This window comes from Vibrio bivalvicida (assembly GCF_001399455.2).
Lineage (GTDB): Bacteria > Pseudomonadota > Gammaproteobacteria > Enterobacterales > Vibrionaceae > Vibrio > Vibrio bivalvicida.
The window spans coordinates 1-16,656 of sequence record NZ_LLEI02000010.1 but is presented as its reverse complement, the minus strand read 5'-3'; the positions used below and the strand labels follow the sequence as shown (position 1 = coordinate 16,656).

Annotated in this window: 11 protein-coding genes, 1 tRNA gene and 2 rRNA genes; 7 read left to right on the top strand and 7 right to left on the bottom strand. The window is 45.8% G+C overall.

Going from position 1 to position 16,656, the window contains the following annotated elements; all coding sequences use genetic code 11:
- Positions 1-23: 23 nt before the first annotated feature.
- Positions 24-458 carry a D-aminoacyl-tRNA deacylase gene (gene dtd, locus APB76_RS00765; protein ID WP_049844127.1) on the bottom strand — a complete coding sequence of 145 codons (435 nt, stop codon included), beginning with the start codon at positions 456-458 and terminating at the stop codon, positions 24-26.
- Positions 430-1,371, bottom strand: coding sequence for a virulence factor BrkB family protein (locus tag APB76_RS00760; RefSeq protein ID WP_371719070.1), 942 nt, complete (start codon positions 1,369-1,371; stop codon positions 430-432). Before APB76_RS00760 ends, dtd begins: the two co-directional genes overlap by 29 nt.
- Before the next feature lie 35 nt (positions 1,372-1,406).
- On the opposite strand from APB76_RS00760, the gene APB76_RS00755 reads away from it, so the two are divergent.
- Complete coding sequence (locus APB76_RS00755; protein ID WP_049844125.1) at positions 1,407-2,048, top strand: DUF2959 domain-containing protein; 642 nt, start codon at positions 1,407-1,409, stop codon at positions 2,046-2,048.
- A 31-nt stretch (positions 2,049-2,079) separates the two neighbouring features.
- Here APB76_RS00755 and APB76_RS00750 read toward each other — a convergent pair whose 3' ends face one another.
- The gene (locus tag APB76_RS00750) at positions 2,080-2,622 is read right to left on the bottom strand and encodes an AAA family ATPase (protein WP_054962697.1); all 543 of its coding nucleotides are present in this window, start codon (positions 2,620-2,622) and stop codon (positions 2,080-2,082) included.
- A gap of 75 nt (positions 2,623-2,697) precedes the next feature.
- Positions 2,698-4,527: a translational GTPase TypA gene (typA, locus tag APB76_RS00745; protein WP_049844123.1), complete on the bottom strand. Its 1,830-nt coding sequence runs from the start codon at positions 4,525-4,527 to the stop codon at positions 2,698-2,700.
- 491 nt (positions 4,528-5,018) lie between these two features.
- Between typA and glnA the strand changes: the two genes are divergently transcribed.
- The 6 genes from glnA to APB76_RS00715 all read left to right on the top strand — a co-directional run bounded on the left by glnA (position 5,019) and on the right by APB76_RS00715 (position 13,282).
- Entirely contained in the window at positions 5,019-6,428 is a 1,410-nt protein-coding gene (glnA, locus tag APB76_RS00740) for a glutamate--ammonia ligase (protein ID WP_049844122.1), read from the top strand.
- Positions 6,429-6,557: 129 nt separating this feature from the next.
- Entirely contained in the window at positions 6,558-7,112 is a 555-nt protein-coding gene (locus APB76_RS00735; protein ID WP_049844121.1) for a DUF4124 domain-containing protein, read from the top strand.
- A gap of 111 nt (positions 7,113-7,223) precedes the next feature.
- Positions 7,224-8,270 (top strand): nitrogen regulation protein NR(II), encoded by a 1,047-nt coding sequence (gene glnL / locus APB76_RS00730; protein ID WP_049844120.1) that lies wholly within the window; start codon positions 7,224-7,226, stop codon positions 8,268-8,270.
- Between the two features lie 34 nt (positions 8,271-8,304).
- Positions 8,305-9,708 (top strand): nitrogen regulation protein NR(I), encoded by a 1,404-nt coding sequence (glnG, locus tag APB76_RS00725; RefSeq protein ID WP_049844119.1) that lies wholly within the window; start codon positions 8,305-8,307, stop codon positions 9,706-9,708.
- Between the two features lie 167 nt (positions 9,709-9,875).
- Entirely contained in the window at positions 9,876-12,416 is a 2,541-nt protein-coding gene (gene gepA, locus APB76_RS00720) for a phosphodiesterase GepA (protein ID WP_049844118.1), read from the top strand.
- A gap of 164 nt (positions 12,417-12,580) precedes the next feature.
- Entirely contained in the window at positions 12,581-13,282 is a 702-nt protein-coding gene (locus APB76_RS00715; RefSeq protein WP_054962698.1) for a substrate-binding periplasmic protein, read from the top strand.
- Positions 13,283-13,342: 60 nt separating this feature from the next.
- Here the strand turns inward: APB76_RS00715 and APB76_RS00710 are convergent.
- From APB76_RS00710 to APB76_RS00700, 3 genes are all read right to left on the bottom strand, one after another.
- Positions 13,343-13,433: transfer RNA gene (locus APB76_RS00710), tRNA-Ser, on the bottom strand.
- A 101-nt stretch (positions 13,434-13,534) separates the two neighbouring features.
- Positions 13,535-13,650, bottom strand: a 5S ribosomal RNA gene (gene rrf / locus APB76_RS00705).
- 94 nt (positions 13,651-13,744) lie between these two features.
- A 23S ribosomal RNA gene (locus tag APB76_RS00700) occupies positions 13,745-16,634 on the bottom strand.
- Between the last annotated feature and the right edge of the window lie 22 nt (positions 16,635-16,656).

Sequence of the window (16,656 nt, the reverse complement as noted above, 5' to 3'; positions counted from 1 at the left end):
TCGCCTCTCTACTAGCCTTATTATTATACTTGTAACCAGAAGGTTACAGGGCCGTCATTGACTAACGACACTTTCATATCAGCGGCAAAACGTCCACGCTCTGTCGGTAAGACTTCAGCACAGCGGTCGGCAAAGTATTCGTACAAACGTTCAGCTTCTGCCGGATGTGCTCCGCGAGAAAAGCCTGCACGCGTTCCTTTCTTGGTATCTGCAGGTAAAGTGAATTGGGATACCACCAGCACTTTACCATCAACTTGCTTAACGTTGAGGTTCATCTTATCCTCAGCGTCACCAAAAACACGGTAAGTGGTTACCCGCTCCATCAAACGTTTTGCCTTCGCTTCATCATCGTCTTTTTCTACGCCTAATAATACAAGTAGACCTTTGTCGATTTCTCCTACCACTTCACCATCTACGCGTACGGCTGCCTCACTCACTCTCTGGATCAGTGCTATCACTGTGCTTTCCTTCGTCTTGCTCATTTTCAAATTGCACTGAGTTTACCATGTCTGATTGCTCACTCCACTGCTCTCTTTCGCCAAGTGCAGCCGTCACCTCAGCGCCAACCAAAACAATCAACCAACATAAATAGACCCAAACAAATAAGATCGGTATCGCGGCCAAAGCACCATAAATCAACTGATAAGACGGAAACTCAGTTATGTAAGCGGCAAAACCTTTTTTACTCGCTTCAAATAAAAGCGCAGCCACAATCGCTCCAATAACGGCATGACGAAATCGCACCTTTTTATTTGGCACTAACAAATACAAACCGACAAAAGCAAAGAACGACAGTAAGAATGGAAGCCAGCGCAATAGCAGGTTATAGACACCTGAAATCGTCTCACTCTCAAGTATTTTTAGTGAGGTAACGTAAGAGGTGGCGGCAATACTTGCCCCAACTAGTATTGGTCCAAGCGTCAGTACCATCCAATACATCGAGAAGGAAAACACCGCACGACGCTTTTCAGTTACGCGCCAAATATAGTTTAGGTTTTTATCGATATTAGAGATCAGCATTAAGGCTGCGACAAATAAGAATGCGCCACCGACAGCGCTCATCTTTCCAGTGTTGGCAACAAACTCTAACAGAGCATTCTTAACCGCATCTCCTGCCGCGGGAACAAAGTGAGTAATCACAAAATCTTGCAGTGCCGTGCCTGCGTTTTCAAAAATGGCAAAAGAAGACAACACAGAAAGCAATACGGTTAGCATTGGCACGATTGATAACAAGGTAATGTACGCCAGATAGCCAGCATTAACGTTGACTCTATCGTGACCCATTCTGGTCAGCAGATAGCGTGCAAATAATACGGCTTGCTTAATCACTGGCTCGATTTTCAACTTGTAACTCCCTACTATCTCAGTCATCCTAACAGTCTAATTCTAAAGGAAAGGAAACCATCATGCCGTACTTACTTGCTATTGTATTGTCGATTTTTACCCTAACCGGGTGTCAATCAGCCTATTACTCTGCAATGGAACAAGTAGGCTACCATAAACGAGACATCATGGTGGATCGCGTTGAAGACGCCAAACAGTCACAACAAGACGCGCAACAAGAATTTACTAGCGCACTGGAAGCGCTTTCGGCATTGACCAACTTTGACGGTGGGGAACTAGAAACCGTCTACAACCAGATCAACGACAAGTACCAAGACAGTGAAAAAGCCGCGCAAGATGTCAGTGACCGCATTGCCGCTATTGAAGATGTCTCAGATGCACTATTTGCTGAGTGGCAAGATGAATTAAAGCTTTACACTAGCACCAAGCTTAAGCGTTCTAGTGAACAAAAACTTAAAGAGACCCAGCGCTCATACAGTACTATGTTGTCAGCGATGAAGCGCGCAGAAGACAAGATGGCCCCAGTACTCAATACACTGCGCGACAATACTCTTTATTTAAAACACAACCTCAATGCGAGCGCGATTGGCTCTCTACAGGGTGAGTTTGCAAGCTTGGAACAAGATATCCAATACGCAATACAAGATATGAATGCAGCGATTGCAGAGTCAGATAAGTTCCTACAAAAGCTAAGCCAGAAGTAACACTTTAAAACCTCCTCCTAGTGAGGAGGTTTTAGCTTTCCACCTCAGCAACTAAGTCTGTTACTTGGCGAACAAAGCTGGCCCTTTCCATTGCCGTCCCCCACGGAATTTCGATCACTTGATAACCTAGCTCAGTGTAGGTATCGACAAGCGTTTGATGGATTTGAAGCGCTTCTTCAAAACTATGCGGACGCACCTCATCTTGAACATAAATCGAGGCTTCAGGTCGGCAAGCAAATACCTGACTATGGTACCCAACGCTTTGGGTCAGGAATTCCTGATCCACTATACAACCGCCCACTTTAAGGTAGGCGACAATATCGGGAATCGCTCGATCCATAAATGCGACTTGTGATTGCTGCGCGGTAAGCTTTTGGTCACCCATAAACCTTAAGCATAAATAAGCAAATTCTGGCAAGTTTGTCCATGGCAGTATGCCATTAGGTTGCAGACTCTGTTGCTCAATTAGTGTGCGTGACCCTTCAGCAAAAGTCGCGTAGCCATATTGTGCTAACGCGGCAACTAAGGTTGTTTTACCCGCACCTGGACCGCCAGTAATTACGATTGGTTTCATTTTCCCCCCATAAAAGAAAAGCCCCGAGTTGGCGTCAACTCAGGGCTTTAAAGCTTAAATAACGACTAAGTGATATTACTTAGCGTTACGCGCTTCACGCTTACGATCGCTTTCCGTTAGGAACTTCTTACGAATACGGATGCTTTCAGGCGTTACTTCTACTAGTTCATCTTCATCAATAAACTCTAGAGCTTGCTCAAGAGTGTGCTTGATTGGCGGAGTAAGAACCTGAGCGTCATCAGTACCTGATGCACGAACGTTAGTTAGCTGCTTACCTTTCAGTGCGTTTACTGTCAGGTCGTTGTCACGGCTGTGAATACCGATGATCATACCTTCGTAAACTTCTACACCGTGACCGATGAATAGACGACCACGTTCTTGAAGGTTAAACAGTGCATTAGTCAGAGCTTTACCTGCAGCGTTCGCAATTAGAACACCGTTGATACGTTGACCAATCTGACCACCTTTGTGAGGGCCGTAGTGATCAAACGTATGGTACAGAAGACCAGAACCAGACGTTAGCGTCATGAACTCAGTTTGGAAACCGATAAGACCACGAGAAGGCATATCGAAATCCATGCGAACACGGCCTTTACCATCTGGTGCCATATCCTTCAGCTCACCTTTACGTAGGCCGATGTTTTCCATGATACCGCCTTGGTGCTCTTCAAGAACGTCAATCGTTACTGTTTCAAACGGTTCCATTAACTGACCATCTTCTTCTTTGATGATTACTTCTGGACGAGATACAGCAAGCTCGAAGCCTTCACGACGCATGTTTTCGATCAGGATAGATAGGTGAAGCTCACCACGGCCTGATACGCGGAATTTGTCTGGATCGTCTGTTTGCTCAACACGTAGTGCTACGTTGTGAACCAATTCTTTTTCTAAACGCTCAAGGATGTTACGTGACGTTACGAACTTACCTTCTTTACCCGCGAACGGAGAAGTGTTTACTTGGAACGTCATGGTTACTGTTGGTTCATCAACAGACAGTGCTGGTAGCGCTTCAACTTGGTTCTGCGCACAGATAGTGTCAGAGATTTTCAGCTCGCCAAGACCAGTGATAGCGATGATGTCACCCGCGTTCGCTTCAGCAACTTCGTGACGCTCAAGGCCTAGGTAGCCCATTACTGTGCCAACTTTACCATTACGAGTCTTACCATCAGCACCGATTACCGTTACTTGTTGGTTTGGTTTAACGCTACCACGAGTTACACGTGCAACACCGATAACACCAACGTAAGAGCTGTAGTCTAGCTGAGAAACTTGCATCTGTAGTGGACCATCTAGGTCAACCTGAGGTGCTTCAACTTCTTCAACGATAGTCTGGAATAGTGGTTCCATGTTCTCGCCAGCTTCACCTTCTTCAAGCGTTGCCCAACCGTTAAGTGCTGAAGCGTAAACCACTTTGAAGTCTAGCTGTTCATCAGTAGCACCTAGGTTGTCGAATAGATCGAAGACTTGATCCATAACCCAGTCAGGACGAGCGCCAGGGCGGTCAATTTTGTTGATTACAACGATTGGCTTAAGACCGTGAGCAAAGGCTTTCTGCGTTACAAAACGCGTTTGTGGCATTGGGCCATCAACTGCGTCAACGATAAGTAGCACAGAGTCAACCATAGACATGATACGCTCTACTTCACCACCGAAGTCAGCGTGTCCCGGAGTGTCTACGATGTTGATGCGGTAGTCATTCCAGTTAATTGCTGTGTTTTTAGCCAGAATGGTAATGCCACGCTCTTTCTCGATGTCGTTCGAGTCCATGACTCGCTCTTCAGCTTCACCGCGAGACTCTAAAGTACCTGATTGCTGTAGTAGTTTATCAACCAGTGTTGTTTTACCGTGGTCAACGTGCGCGATGATCGCGATATTTCTTAAATTATCAATCTGTGGAGTAGCCATGGATCTTGATTCACTTATAAAAGAAGCAACCCTCTTAAATCGAACATTTAATGAGCACTGCCTATTTGATTAAAAAAACGACCGTAATGTACCAGATTCTAGCGAAAAACCCAGAAATATGTGATCTGATTCGCTCCATTTCGTCGATTATTTTATTGATGAAACGCAAGCTCACTCCGAGTAAAGGTAAATCCCCATTGACATGAGGTCGAAAACTCGGCTGAATGAATGTCGATTTTGTCTTATCTTGGTGCAATGCAAAATAAACGCACCAAGACAGTGCAGTAATAGATCATTTTGGTGCAAGAAACTGCACCAAATTAACACCAAACCCGCTAATTCATTGAAATTAATGGACTAATTTTTTTGGCACGCTTTTGGCTTTATGAGAAATAGCATCGATTAATACGATTGAAACGAAATTAATCAATGCTGGATTTCATCAACCGAATCGAGCTAAACCGCTTTAATAACACTGGAGGTTATCCAAGATGTCTGTAGAAAACGTTCTATCTCTGATCCAAGAAAACGAAGTTAAGTTTGTTGACCTACGCTTTACCGATACTAAAGGTAAAGAGCAGCACGTATCTATCCCTGCTCACCAAGTGGACGCAGACTTCTTCGAAGAAGGTAAAATGTTTGACGGTTCATCAGTTGCTGGCTGGAAAGGCATCAACGAATCAGACATGGTAATGATGCCTGACGCATCATCTGCTGTACTAGACCCGTTCACTGAAGATGCAACGCTAAACGTTCGTTGTGACATCCTTGAGCCTGCAACGATGCAAGGCTACGACCGTGACCCTCGCTCAATCGCAAAACGTGCTGAAGACTACCTACGCGCTACTGGAATTGCCGATACTGTGCTTGTTGGTCCTGAACCAGAATTCTTCCTATTTGACGATGTTAAATTCGCCACTGACATGTCTGGTTCTTTCTTCAAGATTGACGATATCGAAGCAGCTTGGAACACTGGTTCTGACATCGAAGGCGGTAATAAAGGCCACCGTCCAGGCGTTAAAGGTGGTTACTTCCCAGTCGCTCCTGTAGATTCTTCTCAAGATATCCGCTCTGCAATGTGTTTAATCCTAGAAGAGATGGGCCAAGTTGTAGAAGCACATCACCACGAAGTTGCAACTGCAGGCCAAAACGAAATTGCGACTCGCTTTAACACCCTGACTGCTAAAGCGGACGAAATTCAGGTTTACAAATATGTAGTTCACAACGTTGCACACGCATTTGGTAAAACAGCGACATTCATGCCTAAACCACTAGTTGGCGATAACGGCTCAGGTATGCACGTTCACCAATCTCTAGCGAAAGATGGCGTTAACCTATTCGCTGGCGACAAGTACGGCGGCCTATCTGAAATGGCGCTTTACTACATCGGTGGTATCATCAAGCACGCTAAAGCAATCAACGCATTTGCTAACGCATCAACTAACTCGTACAAGCGTCTTGTACCAGGCTTCGAAGCACCAGTTATGCTTGCTTACTCTGCACGTAACCGCAGCGCTTCTATCCGTATCCCAGTGGTACCAAGCCCGAAAGCACGTCGTATCGAGCTACGTTTCGGTGATCCATCTGCCAACCCTTACCTATGCTTTGCTGCAATGCTTATGGCTGGTCTTGACGGTATCAAGAACAAGATCCACCCAGGCGAAGCAATGGATAAAGACCTTTACGATCTACCAGCTGAAGAAGCAGCAGAGATCCCAACAGTGGCTTACTCACTAAAAGAAGCACTAGAGTGCCTAGACGCTGACCGTGAGTTCCTAACTTCTGGCGGTGTATTCTCTGACGACTTTATCGATTCTTACATCGACCTTAAGTCTCAAGACGTAGAGAAAGTAAACATGACAACTCACCCACTAGAGTTCGAATTGTACTACTCTGTATAATCAACTGTAGTACGCGCTATCGCGTCGAGTTACATAAAACTAAGGCTCTCCTCGCAGGTGGGCCTTTTTCTTTTCAGTGGATAAATTTGTGCCTGCTAATATGACTTCGACAATACTAAAGGAGAGGTTATGCAGCGCTTTTATATCAGCATTGCAACTATGCTGTTGATAAGTTCAACCTGCTACACACAGACGATTTACACTTGGGTTGATGACAGTGGTGCACGCCACTTCAGTGACTCTAGAGCCGTAGAACACGCAACATCGATTGAGCTACCCAAGTTAGAACAATCTGCCTCTCCACATCAAGTCAGTGAACCGCTGGCTCAAGACAATAACCAAGATATACAGTATCAAACTGCAACACCCACACCTCTTGTAATCAACATAACCGACCCAGAACATGACTCTACACAACGCAGCAACAATGGTTCACTTGAACTCCATGCCAAGCTAAACCGCGAACTCAACGTTGGTGAACAACTCCAGCTAATCGTCAATGGCAGCAAATATGGAGTACCAACCACAACAGCCGAATGGCATTTAAAAAACCTTGATAGAGGTGCTCACTCCTTTCTTATTCAAGCATTTAGATACGGCAAGCTTATTGCATCGTCTAAGTCTATTACGGTGCATTTGCTACGTGCGAGTATCAATTCAGTGAAACAAAGACCTAATTCCTAGGACTATCTCTCGTTTTCACTTTAGTTCTCCCAATCAATGCGCCATACTTGAATCATCAATCGCACCATTTTGGTGCATTGCACAATTCAAGTTCAAGGATGGGGCAAAACAGTGGATAACGAACTCAACGACATTATTCTCAACCACCAAGTGACGGCGATTTTAATCATGAACGAATCGCTGCAGGTCAAGTACGCCAACCCTGCAGCTGAGCAGTTATTTTCTCAAAGTTCCAAACGTATTGTTGATCATCCTCTATCACACTTGATCCAGCACGCCTCAATGGACCTTGCTTTACTCTCTCAACCACTACAAAGCGGCCAAAGCATTACTGATAGCGATGTCACATTTGTCGTTGATGGTAAACCTTTAATGCTCGAAGTGACCGTCAGCCCTATCTCGTGGAAAAGAGAATTAATGCTGCTAGTTGAAATGAGAAAAATCGGACAACAACGCCGCCTATCTCAAGAACTCAATCAACATGCGCAGCAGCAGGCAGCCAAACTTTTGGTGCGGGGCTTGGCCCATGAAATTAAAAATCCTCTGGGTGGGCTAAGAGGAGCAGCGCAACTCTTAGAACGAACCCTGCCTGACCCTAATCTCGCAGAGTACACCCAGATAATCATCGAGCAGGCAGACCGACTTCGCGCTTTAGTCGACCGTTTGTTAGGGCCACAAAAGCCCGGAAAAAAACAACCCGAGAATTTACACCTAATCTTAGAAAAGGTTCGCCAACTGGTTGATCTTGAAGTCAATCAGAGTGTAACAATAGAAAGAGACTATGACCCGAGCCTGCCAGAAATCTTAATGGATGCCGATCAGATTGAACAAGCACTGCTCAACATAGTGAGTAATGCTGGGCATATCCTAAAGAGTCAATCTAACGGCCAAATCACCATTCGCACCAGAACAGTGCATCAGGCCAATATTCACGGTCAGAGATGCAAGTTAGCTGCACGAATAGAAATTATCGACAACGGGCCCGGCATCCCTTCTGACCTGCAAGATACTCTGTTTTATCCAATGGTGAGCGGTCGTGAAGGCGGCACTGGACTAGGGCTGTCAATCGCACAAAACCTGATCGACCAACATCAAGGCAAGATTGATGTCGAGAGTTGGCCAAGTAGAACAACATTTACGATTTATTTACCGATTTAAACAACATTAGTGGCATTGCTGTAAGGAAAACAATATGAGTAAAGGATATGTTTGGGTGGTCGATGACGACAGCTCCATTCGCTGGGTTATGGAGAAGACCCTATCATCAGCCAATATCAAGTGTGAAACCTTTGCCGATGCCGAGAGCGTGTTGATGGCACTAGAACGTGAAACACCCGATGTTCTCGTCTCGGATATACGGATGCCAGGCATTGATGGGATTGAGCTTCTTAAGCAAGTCAACGAACGTTCACCTGATCTGCCAGTGATCATCATGACCGCTCACTCAGATCTCGATGCCGCGGTAAATGCGTATCAAAAAGGCGCATTCGAGTATTTGCCTAAACCGTTTGATGTCGATGAAACCTTAACTCTAGTTGAACGAGCAATCACTCACAGCCAAGAACAAAAACAAGATCAGGCTGCACTCACCGACGATGACTACACACCACCTGAGATCATCGGTGAAGCCCCTGCAATGCAAGAGGTATTTCGCGCCATCGGTCGTTTGTCTCGCTCTTCCATATCAGTGCTTATCAATGGCGAATCAGGCACAGGTAAAGAGCTGGTTGCCCATGCCCTTCACCGCCACAGCCCGCGAGCAAGCAAACCTTTTATCGCCCTTAATATGGCAGCGATTCCAAAAGATTTGATCGAGTCTGAACTGTTTGGTCATGAAAAGGGGGCATTTACCGGAGCAAACAACATTCGCCAAGGCCGTTTTGAACAAGCCAATGGCGGCACCCTGTTTTTGGATGAGATCGGTGATATGCCACTCGATATTCAAACTCGCTTACTACGCGTCCTTGCTGATGGCCAGTTTTATCGCGTAGGTGGCCACTCTCCGATTAAAGTTGATGTTCGCATTGTGGCAGCAACGCACCAGAATCTCGAAAAGCTAGTACAGAAAGGTGACTTCCGCGAGGATTTATTCCACCGCCTTAATGTCATTCGTATCCAGATCCCGGCCCTTCGAGAGCGTAAGCAAGATATTGAAAAACTGACGCTGCACTTTTTGGCACTCGCAGCAGAAGAACTCGGTGTCGATGTGAAAACACTTCATTCAGCCACCGTCGACACACTTAACCGTTTAGATTGGCCGGGAAATGTGCGCCAACTTGAAAATATCTGTCGTTGGCTCACCGTAATGGCGAGTGGTACAGAAGTCTTACCAGCCGATCTGCCAACAGAACTCCTTGAAGAGAAAGTACTCTGCAATGCTTCAACTTCAGGCTCTTGGCAACAACAGCTTGCAACTTGGGCAAAGAGTTCGTTGTCACAAGGCGACACCGAATTACTCTCTTATGCACTTCCTGAATTTGAACGTATACTTTTGGAAGCAGCGTTGGAACACACCAACGGGCACAAACAAGATGCAGCAAAAGTTTTAGGTTGGGGACGAAATACACTGACACGTAAGCTCAAGGAGCTCTATTAACACTGGAACAAGCGTCACAACTTGATTTGAATTGAGGTGATTTAGCCAGCACAGGTTAACTCATTAGCTTGAATAGTAAGGATAAATCACCTACTTTTTACTCAATACACTCGCTCGCATTGAACACAATAGAAATTTCAGAGTACTGTATCAACAGAAGAAATCGGATGTCAGCGACCACTCAGATAACTCTTAGAACCGCCGTAGTACTGCCTTTTGTGATGATTTTTATTATCACTATCGGTGTGATCGTTACAGTTCAAAAAAACAGTTATGAAGAGATGGTAGTCGATATTAGTGATAAGCAACTTACCGCTCTGACCGATAACGTAAACCTCGAATTACACAGTTTTTTGGATGAACCTTTTCAGGCAAGCTTATCCTTAAGTCACTCAATCGGCTTCAATCAGATTTATACTCCCGGTGACACCACTGATATTGAGCAGTATTTCCTAACTGCGTTTCGCAACTTATACAACAACTTCCCTCAACTTGATGTCATCGGTTTTGGTGGTGAAAACGCAGAGTACATTGGCTTTCGTAAAGAACCAAATAAGGGCTATACCCTTATGGTGCAAGATGATCGTACACAAGGGAAGCTGGTTATCTATCGTGGTCAAGTAATCAGTGAAGATATTCGCTCAGTGTTTGAAGGATACGACCCAAGAGTGCGACCATGGTATGCGCCTGTGGCGAAATCTTTAACGCCTATGTGGTCATCCATCTACGCCAATGCGGATGAGAGACAAGAAATCACCCTTTCAGCATTAACACCCGTTTTCTATGACCAAGTATTTCAAGGTGTTGTCGTCACTGACGTAAAAATAGATACCTTTAATACCTTTCTTAAAGACCAACAACAGAAAACCAATGCAATTATCTATATTGTCGATGAAAAGAAACGCTTAGTCGCTCTTTCAACAGGTGGGCGTATCGTCTCTTGGGGGACACCTGAGAGCGAGAAGGGGGAACGACTATTAGCAACGGAATACGCAAATCCAATAGTGAAAACTAACGCCGACTATTTCACTTCACACAATTTTCATCGACAAAGCGAAACACAAAGATACTCTCTCGATATTGAAGGAGAGCGTTACTTTAACCACTTCACACCATACACCGATGAGTATGGATTACAGTGGTATATTGGTGTTGCCGTTTCAGAGAGTCACTTACTCGGAAAGCTACCCGAGAGCCAACGCAACAGTTGGATTATTGGTGTTATCGCCAGCTTTATAGGCATCGGACTGGGATTAGTTGCTTTTAACCGCATTGTTGCCCCAATAACCTCAACAGCCGCCGCAGCTAAAAGGTTAGCAAAAGGCGATTGGGACAGTCATATGCCACAGCCAGGCAGCATCTATGAAACAACCATGCTGGTCTATGCCTTCAACGAAATGGCAAATAACCTTAAAGCGTCATTCCGAGCCCTACACTCTCAACTGCTCTATGACTCGCTCACTAAGCTATACAGCCGTGAAGGGTTGATTGACACCTGTGACAAGATACCCTCACTGACAGGCTCGCTGATGCTGGTTGGTATCAACAAATTTAGAGATATAAACGACAGCCTAGGACACTATCAAGGTGACCAACTACTGATTACCATTTCAAAACGTCTCAAGTCAGTGTTCACTGGTGAATATTACTTAGCGCGAATAGGGGGAGATGAATTCGCCATTTATTTACCCCAGCAACAAGGAGAGGAAAGCACGTCACAAATCGCAAACCGAGTATTAAAAGCTTTTGCTTCTCCGTTTGTTATGGATAAGGAAAGTGTTGTTGTTAGTGTTTCTATCGGTATTGTTGAGCAGAGCCCAGAGCAGAATATGACCCTGTGGCTGCGGAATGGTAGCATTGCACTTAGCAACGCCAAGCAAGACATCCATGGAGTCAGCCACTACCGACCTGAGATGGCAGATATTTCTCGTAAGCGAACGTTAATGCAAGTCAAAATTAAAGACGCACTCGAACACAATGAGTTTGTCCCTTTTTATCAACCACTTGTCGATCTAAAAACTGGGGAAGTCGTCGGCGCAGAAGCACTTGCCCGTTGGCTATCCCCTTCAGCAGGATTGGTTTCTCCGATGGACTTCATTCCTATTGCCGAAGAAAGTGGTCAAATCGGCGCTATCGGAGAACAAATTCTCTTGCAGGCGTGCAACGATGCAGTTCAGGGGATGAAAGAAGGCAAATGGGATTCTTCATTCCATATGCATGTAAACCTATCCGTTAATCAGCTTTCGCAACCAGACTTCATCTCTACCTTACAAAAAGTGCTTACTCAATCGACCTTAAATGCCAATAACCTAACACTAGAAATCACTGAATCACGCATTGTGGATAATGATCCAGTGATCATCCAAAATATGCAAGCTATCCGTGACCTTGGGGTTCACATCGCTATTGACGATTTTGGTACTGGATACAGCTCTCTTGCATATTTGCATAAGCTGCCGTTTGACTGTCTTAAGATCGATCGCACTTTCGTTAACAACCTTGACTCTAAAGACCTAGATACTTCGATCGTTGCCGCTATCGTTAATATGACTAAAGGGATGAAAGTCTCACTTATCGCTGAGGGCATTGAAACGGATGAACAGGCTAAAATGCTGTCGATACTCAATTGTCCATTAGGTCAGGGCTTCCTATACAGCAGACCAGTCCCATACCAAGAGTGGCCAACAAATCTGTTCAACATCAAGTAATCACTACCAATGATGATTGATTTATAGGTAAATATACTAAGCTGACTACTCACTTTCCGCTAGTTTCTCTATTTTGATAATAATATCTATTGAACCAGTCACACTTTATCCCTCAGCTTCCTCCTAAGATGAATAGATTACTCACATAACGATGGAAACTGATCGTGGCAAAATATTTCTGGGCTTTGCTCTCTGTCATCATATCTTGCCACGCCTACGCATTGAAGCCTCTAAATGGTGCTCAAGATGAGTGGCCGCCCTATTTTAATTCTCCCTCTCAACCTATTGGTTATGCTCATCAAATTGTAAAAGACACTTTATGCCTTGCCGGTTACAACTTACAAACTCAGTTCATGCCGTGGAACAGAGCATATAAATCTACATTAGAAGCAAAAACAGATATCTTGCTAGGAGTTTGGAAAACACCGGAAAGAGAACAGGATTTCTTGTTTAGTCATCCTTACTACATTAACCAAATTAAACTGATAAGCCCGAGTTCAGCCCCGATTAGGTATCAAGGTACACATACTCTCAGTAAGATCAGGTTAGGTTTAGTCTCTGGTTACGCTTATGGCAAAGCGTTGAAATCCAAAGTAGGGCTCAATATTCTTGCCGCTAAAGATGTTCAAGAAAATATCCTTTATTTACTTAAACATAGAGTCGATGCCATCTTAATGGATGAAATCGTATTCTCTTGGAACCTACAATCGATGGGCGTTGACGTGAAAGACTTTTATGTTTCGGATCTAACGGTAAAAAGGGTCCCATTACATATTGCAGTAAGCAGAGAGCACCCTTTGGCTGAAGCGATTATCTCACACTTTAATTCAGCCTTAAGAAACAGCTCGGTATGCGAAAACAAGTGAGCGTAAATATAAGAGAGCAAGAACGAAAAAACCCCAGCATTTCTGCTGGGGTTTAAATAGTGGCGGAGAGATAGGGATTTGAACCCTAGATACGCTATTAACGTATGCCGGTTTTCAAGACCGGTGCTTTCAACCACTCAGCCATCTCTCCACAAATTGTTCCTAAAACTTAGTCTTACTTAATAACGCTATGTTTTAGTTTTGCTTTCAGACTTTCTCTGAATAAGAGATAAATCTGAAAACATAAAGTAAGCCTGGCGATGTCCTACTCTCACATGGGGAAACCCCACACTACCATCGGCGCTAATTCGTTTCACTTCTGAGTTCGGCATGGAATCAGGTGGGTCCAAATCGCTATGGTCGCCAAGCAAATTCTTAATTCGGAAAGCTGCTTTCTCTAAGAGCGTGTTCTACACATTCAATGTTCTTGCTTTGAGTCCATCAAAACCCTTTGGGTGTTGTATGGTTAAGCCTCACGGGCAATTAGTACAGGTTAGCTCAACGCCTCACAACGCTTACACACCCTGCCTATCAACGTTCTAGTCTCGAACAACCCTTTAGGACCCTCAAGGGGTCAGGGAAGACTCATCTCAGGGCTCGCTTCCCGCTTAGATGCTTTCAGCGGTTATCGATTCCGAACTTAGCTACCGGGCAATGCGTCTGGCGACACAACCCGAACACCAGAGGTTCGTCCACTCCGGTCCTCTCGTACTAGGAGCAGCCCCCTTCAATCTTCCAACGCCCACGGCAGATAGGGACCGAACTGTCTCACGACGTTCTAAACCCAGCTCGCGTACCACTTTAAATGGCGAACAGCCATACCCTTGGGACCGACTTCAGCCCCAGGATGTGATGAGCCGACATCGAGGTGCCAAACACCGCCGTCGATATGAACTCTTGGGCGGTATCAGCCTGTTATCCCCGGAGTACCTTTTATCCGTTGAGCGATGGCCCTTCCATACAGAACCACCGGATCACTATGACCTGCTTTCGCACCTGCTCGAATTGTCATTCTCGCAGTCAAGCGGGCTTATGCCATTGCACTAACCACACGATGTCCAACCGTGTTTAGCCCACCTTCGTGCTCCTCCGTTACTCTTTGGGAGGAGACCGCCCCAGTCAAACTACCCACCAGGCACTGTCCTCAACCCGGATAACGGGTCTAAGTTAGAACATCAACACTACAAGGGTGGTATTTCAAGGACGGCTCCACCGATACTGGCGTACCGGTTTCAAAGCCTCCCACCTATCCTACACATGTAGGGTCAATGTTCAGTGCCAAGCTGTAGTAAAGGTTCACGGGGTCTTTCCGTCTAGCCGCGGGTACACTGCATCTTCACAGCGATTTCAATTTCACTGAGTCTCGGGTGGAGACAGCGTGGCCATCATTACGCCATTCGTGCAGGTCGGAACTTACCCGACAAGGAATTTCGCTACCTTAGGACCGTTATAGTTACGGCCGCCGTTTACCGGGGCTTCGATCAAGAGCTTCGCGCAAGCGCTAACCCCATCAATTAACCTTCCGGCACCGGGCAGGCGTCACACCGTATACGTCATCTTACGATTTTGCACAGTGCTGTGTTTTTAATAAACAGTTGCAGCCACCTGGTATCTGCGACTCCCAATAGCTCCATCCGCAAGGGACTTCACCGTCAGGAGCGTACCTTCTCCCGAAGTTACGGTACCATTTTGCCTAGTTCCTTCACCCGAGTTCTCTCAAGCGCCTTGGTATTCTCTACCCGACCACCTGTGTCGGTTTGGGGTACGATTTCTTACAATCTGAAGCTTAGAGGCTTTTCCTGGAAGCATGGCATCAATGACTTCACTACCGTAGTAGCTCGACATCGTGTCTCAGCCTTGAAGAGAGCCGGATTTACCTAACTCTCAAGCCTACGCACTTGAACCTGGACAACCGTCGCCAGGCCCACCTAGCCTTCTCCGTCCCCCCATCGCAATTGTAAGAAGTACGGGAATATTAACCCGTTTCCCATCGACTACGCCTTTCGGCCTCGCCTTAGGGGTCGACTTACCCTGCCCCGATTAACGTTGGACAGGAACCCTTGGTCTTCCGGCGTGGAGGTTTTTCACCCCCATTATCGTTACTCATGTCAGCATTCGCACTTCTGATACCTCCAGCATGCTTTACAACACACCTTCAACGGCTTACAGAACGCTCCCCTACCCAATGCGATAAATCGCATTGCCGCAGCTTCGGTTTATAGCTTAGCCCCGTTACATCTTCCGCGCAGGCCGACTCGACTAGTGAGCTATTACGCTTTCTTTAAATGATGGCTGCTTCTAAGCCAACATCCTAGCTGTCTAAGCCTTCCCACATCGTTTCCCACTTAGCTATAATTTGGGACCTTAGCTGGCGGTCTGGGTTGTTTCCCTCTCCACGACGGACGTTAGCACCCGCCGTGTGTCTCCCGGATAGTACTTACTGGTATTCGGAGTTTGCAAAGGGTTGGTAAGTCGGGATGACCCCCTAGCCTTAACAGTGCTCTACCCCCAGTAGTATTCGTCCGAGGCTCTACCTAAATAGATTTCGGGGAGAACCAGCTATCTCCAGGTTTGATTGGCCTTTCACCCCTAGCCACAAGTCATCCGCTAATTTTTCAACATTAGTCGGTTCGGTCCTCCAGTTGATGTTACTCAACCTTCAACCTGCCCATGGCTAGATCACCTGGTTTCGGGTCTATATCCAGCAACTCGACGCCCAGTTAAGACTCGATTTCTCTACGGCTCCCCTAGATGGTTAACCTTGCTACTGAATATAAGTCGCTGACCCATTATACAAAAGGTACGCAGTCACACCACGAGGGTGCTCCTACTGCTTGTACGTACACGGTTTCAGGTTCTATTTCACTCCCCTCACAGGGGTTCTTTTCGCCTTTCCCTCACGGTACTGGTTCACTATCGGTCAGTCAGTAGTATTTAGCCTTGGAGGATGGTCCCCCCATATTCAGACAGGATATCACGTGTCCCGCCCTACTCGATTTCACTGATGATGAGATGTCGGTTACGGGGCTATCACCCTGTATCGCTGAGCTTTCCAGCTCATTCACCTGTCTCATTAAAAGCTTAAGGGCTAGTCCAATTTCGCTCGCCGCTACTTTCGGAATCTCGGTTGATTTCTTTTCCTTCGGGTACTTAGATGTTTCAGTTCCCCGAGTTCGCCCTGTTAACCTATGTATTCAGTTAACAGTATCTGCTTATGCAGATGGGTTTCCCCATTCAGAAATCCCAGACTCAAATGGTTGTTACTACCTAATCTGGGCTTATCGCAAGTTACTACGTCTTTCATCGCCTCTGACTGCCAAGGCATCCACCGTGTACGCTTAGTCACTTAACCATACAACCCCAAAGAGTTTCGC

Bases quoted from the DNA above. Each gene is read 5' to 3' on its own strand.
- APB76_RS00760 (WP_371719070.1), bottom strand. From the start codon at position 1,371: ATGACTGAGATAGTAGGGAGTTACAAGTTGAAAATCGAGCCAGTGATT.
- glnA (WP_049844122.1), top strand. From the start codon at position 5,019: ATGTCTGTAGAAAACGTTCTATCTCTGATCCAAGAAAACGAAGTTAAG.
- APB76_RS00755 (WP_049844125.1), top strand. From the start codon at position 1,407: ATGCCGTACTTACTTGCTATTGTATTGTCGATTTTTACCCTAACCGGG.
- APB76_RS00735 (WP_049844121.1), top strand. From the start codon at position 6,558: ATGCAGCGCTTTTATATCAGCATTGCAACTATGCTGTTGATAAGTTCA.
- APB76_RS00750 (WP_054962697.1), bottom strand. From the start codon at position 2,622: ATGAAACCAATCGTAATTACTGGCGGTCCAGGTGCGGGTAAAACAACC.
- glnG (WP_049844119.1), top strand. From the start codon at position 8,305: ATGAGTAAAGGATATGTTTGGGTGGTCGATGACGACAGCTCCATTCGC.
- typA (WP_049844123.1), bottom strand. From the start codon at position 4,527: ATGGCTACTCCACAGATTGATAATTTAAGAAATATCGCGATCATCGCG.
- gepA (WP_049844118.1), top strand. From the start codon at position 9,876: ATGTCAGCGACCACTCAGATAACTCTTAGAACCGCCGTAGTACTGCCT.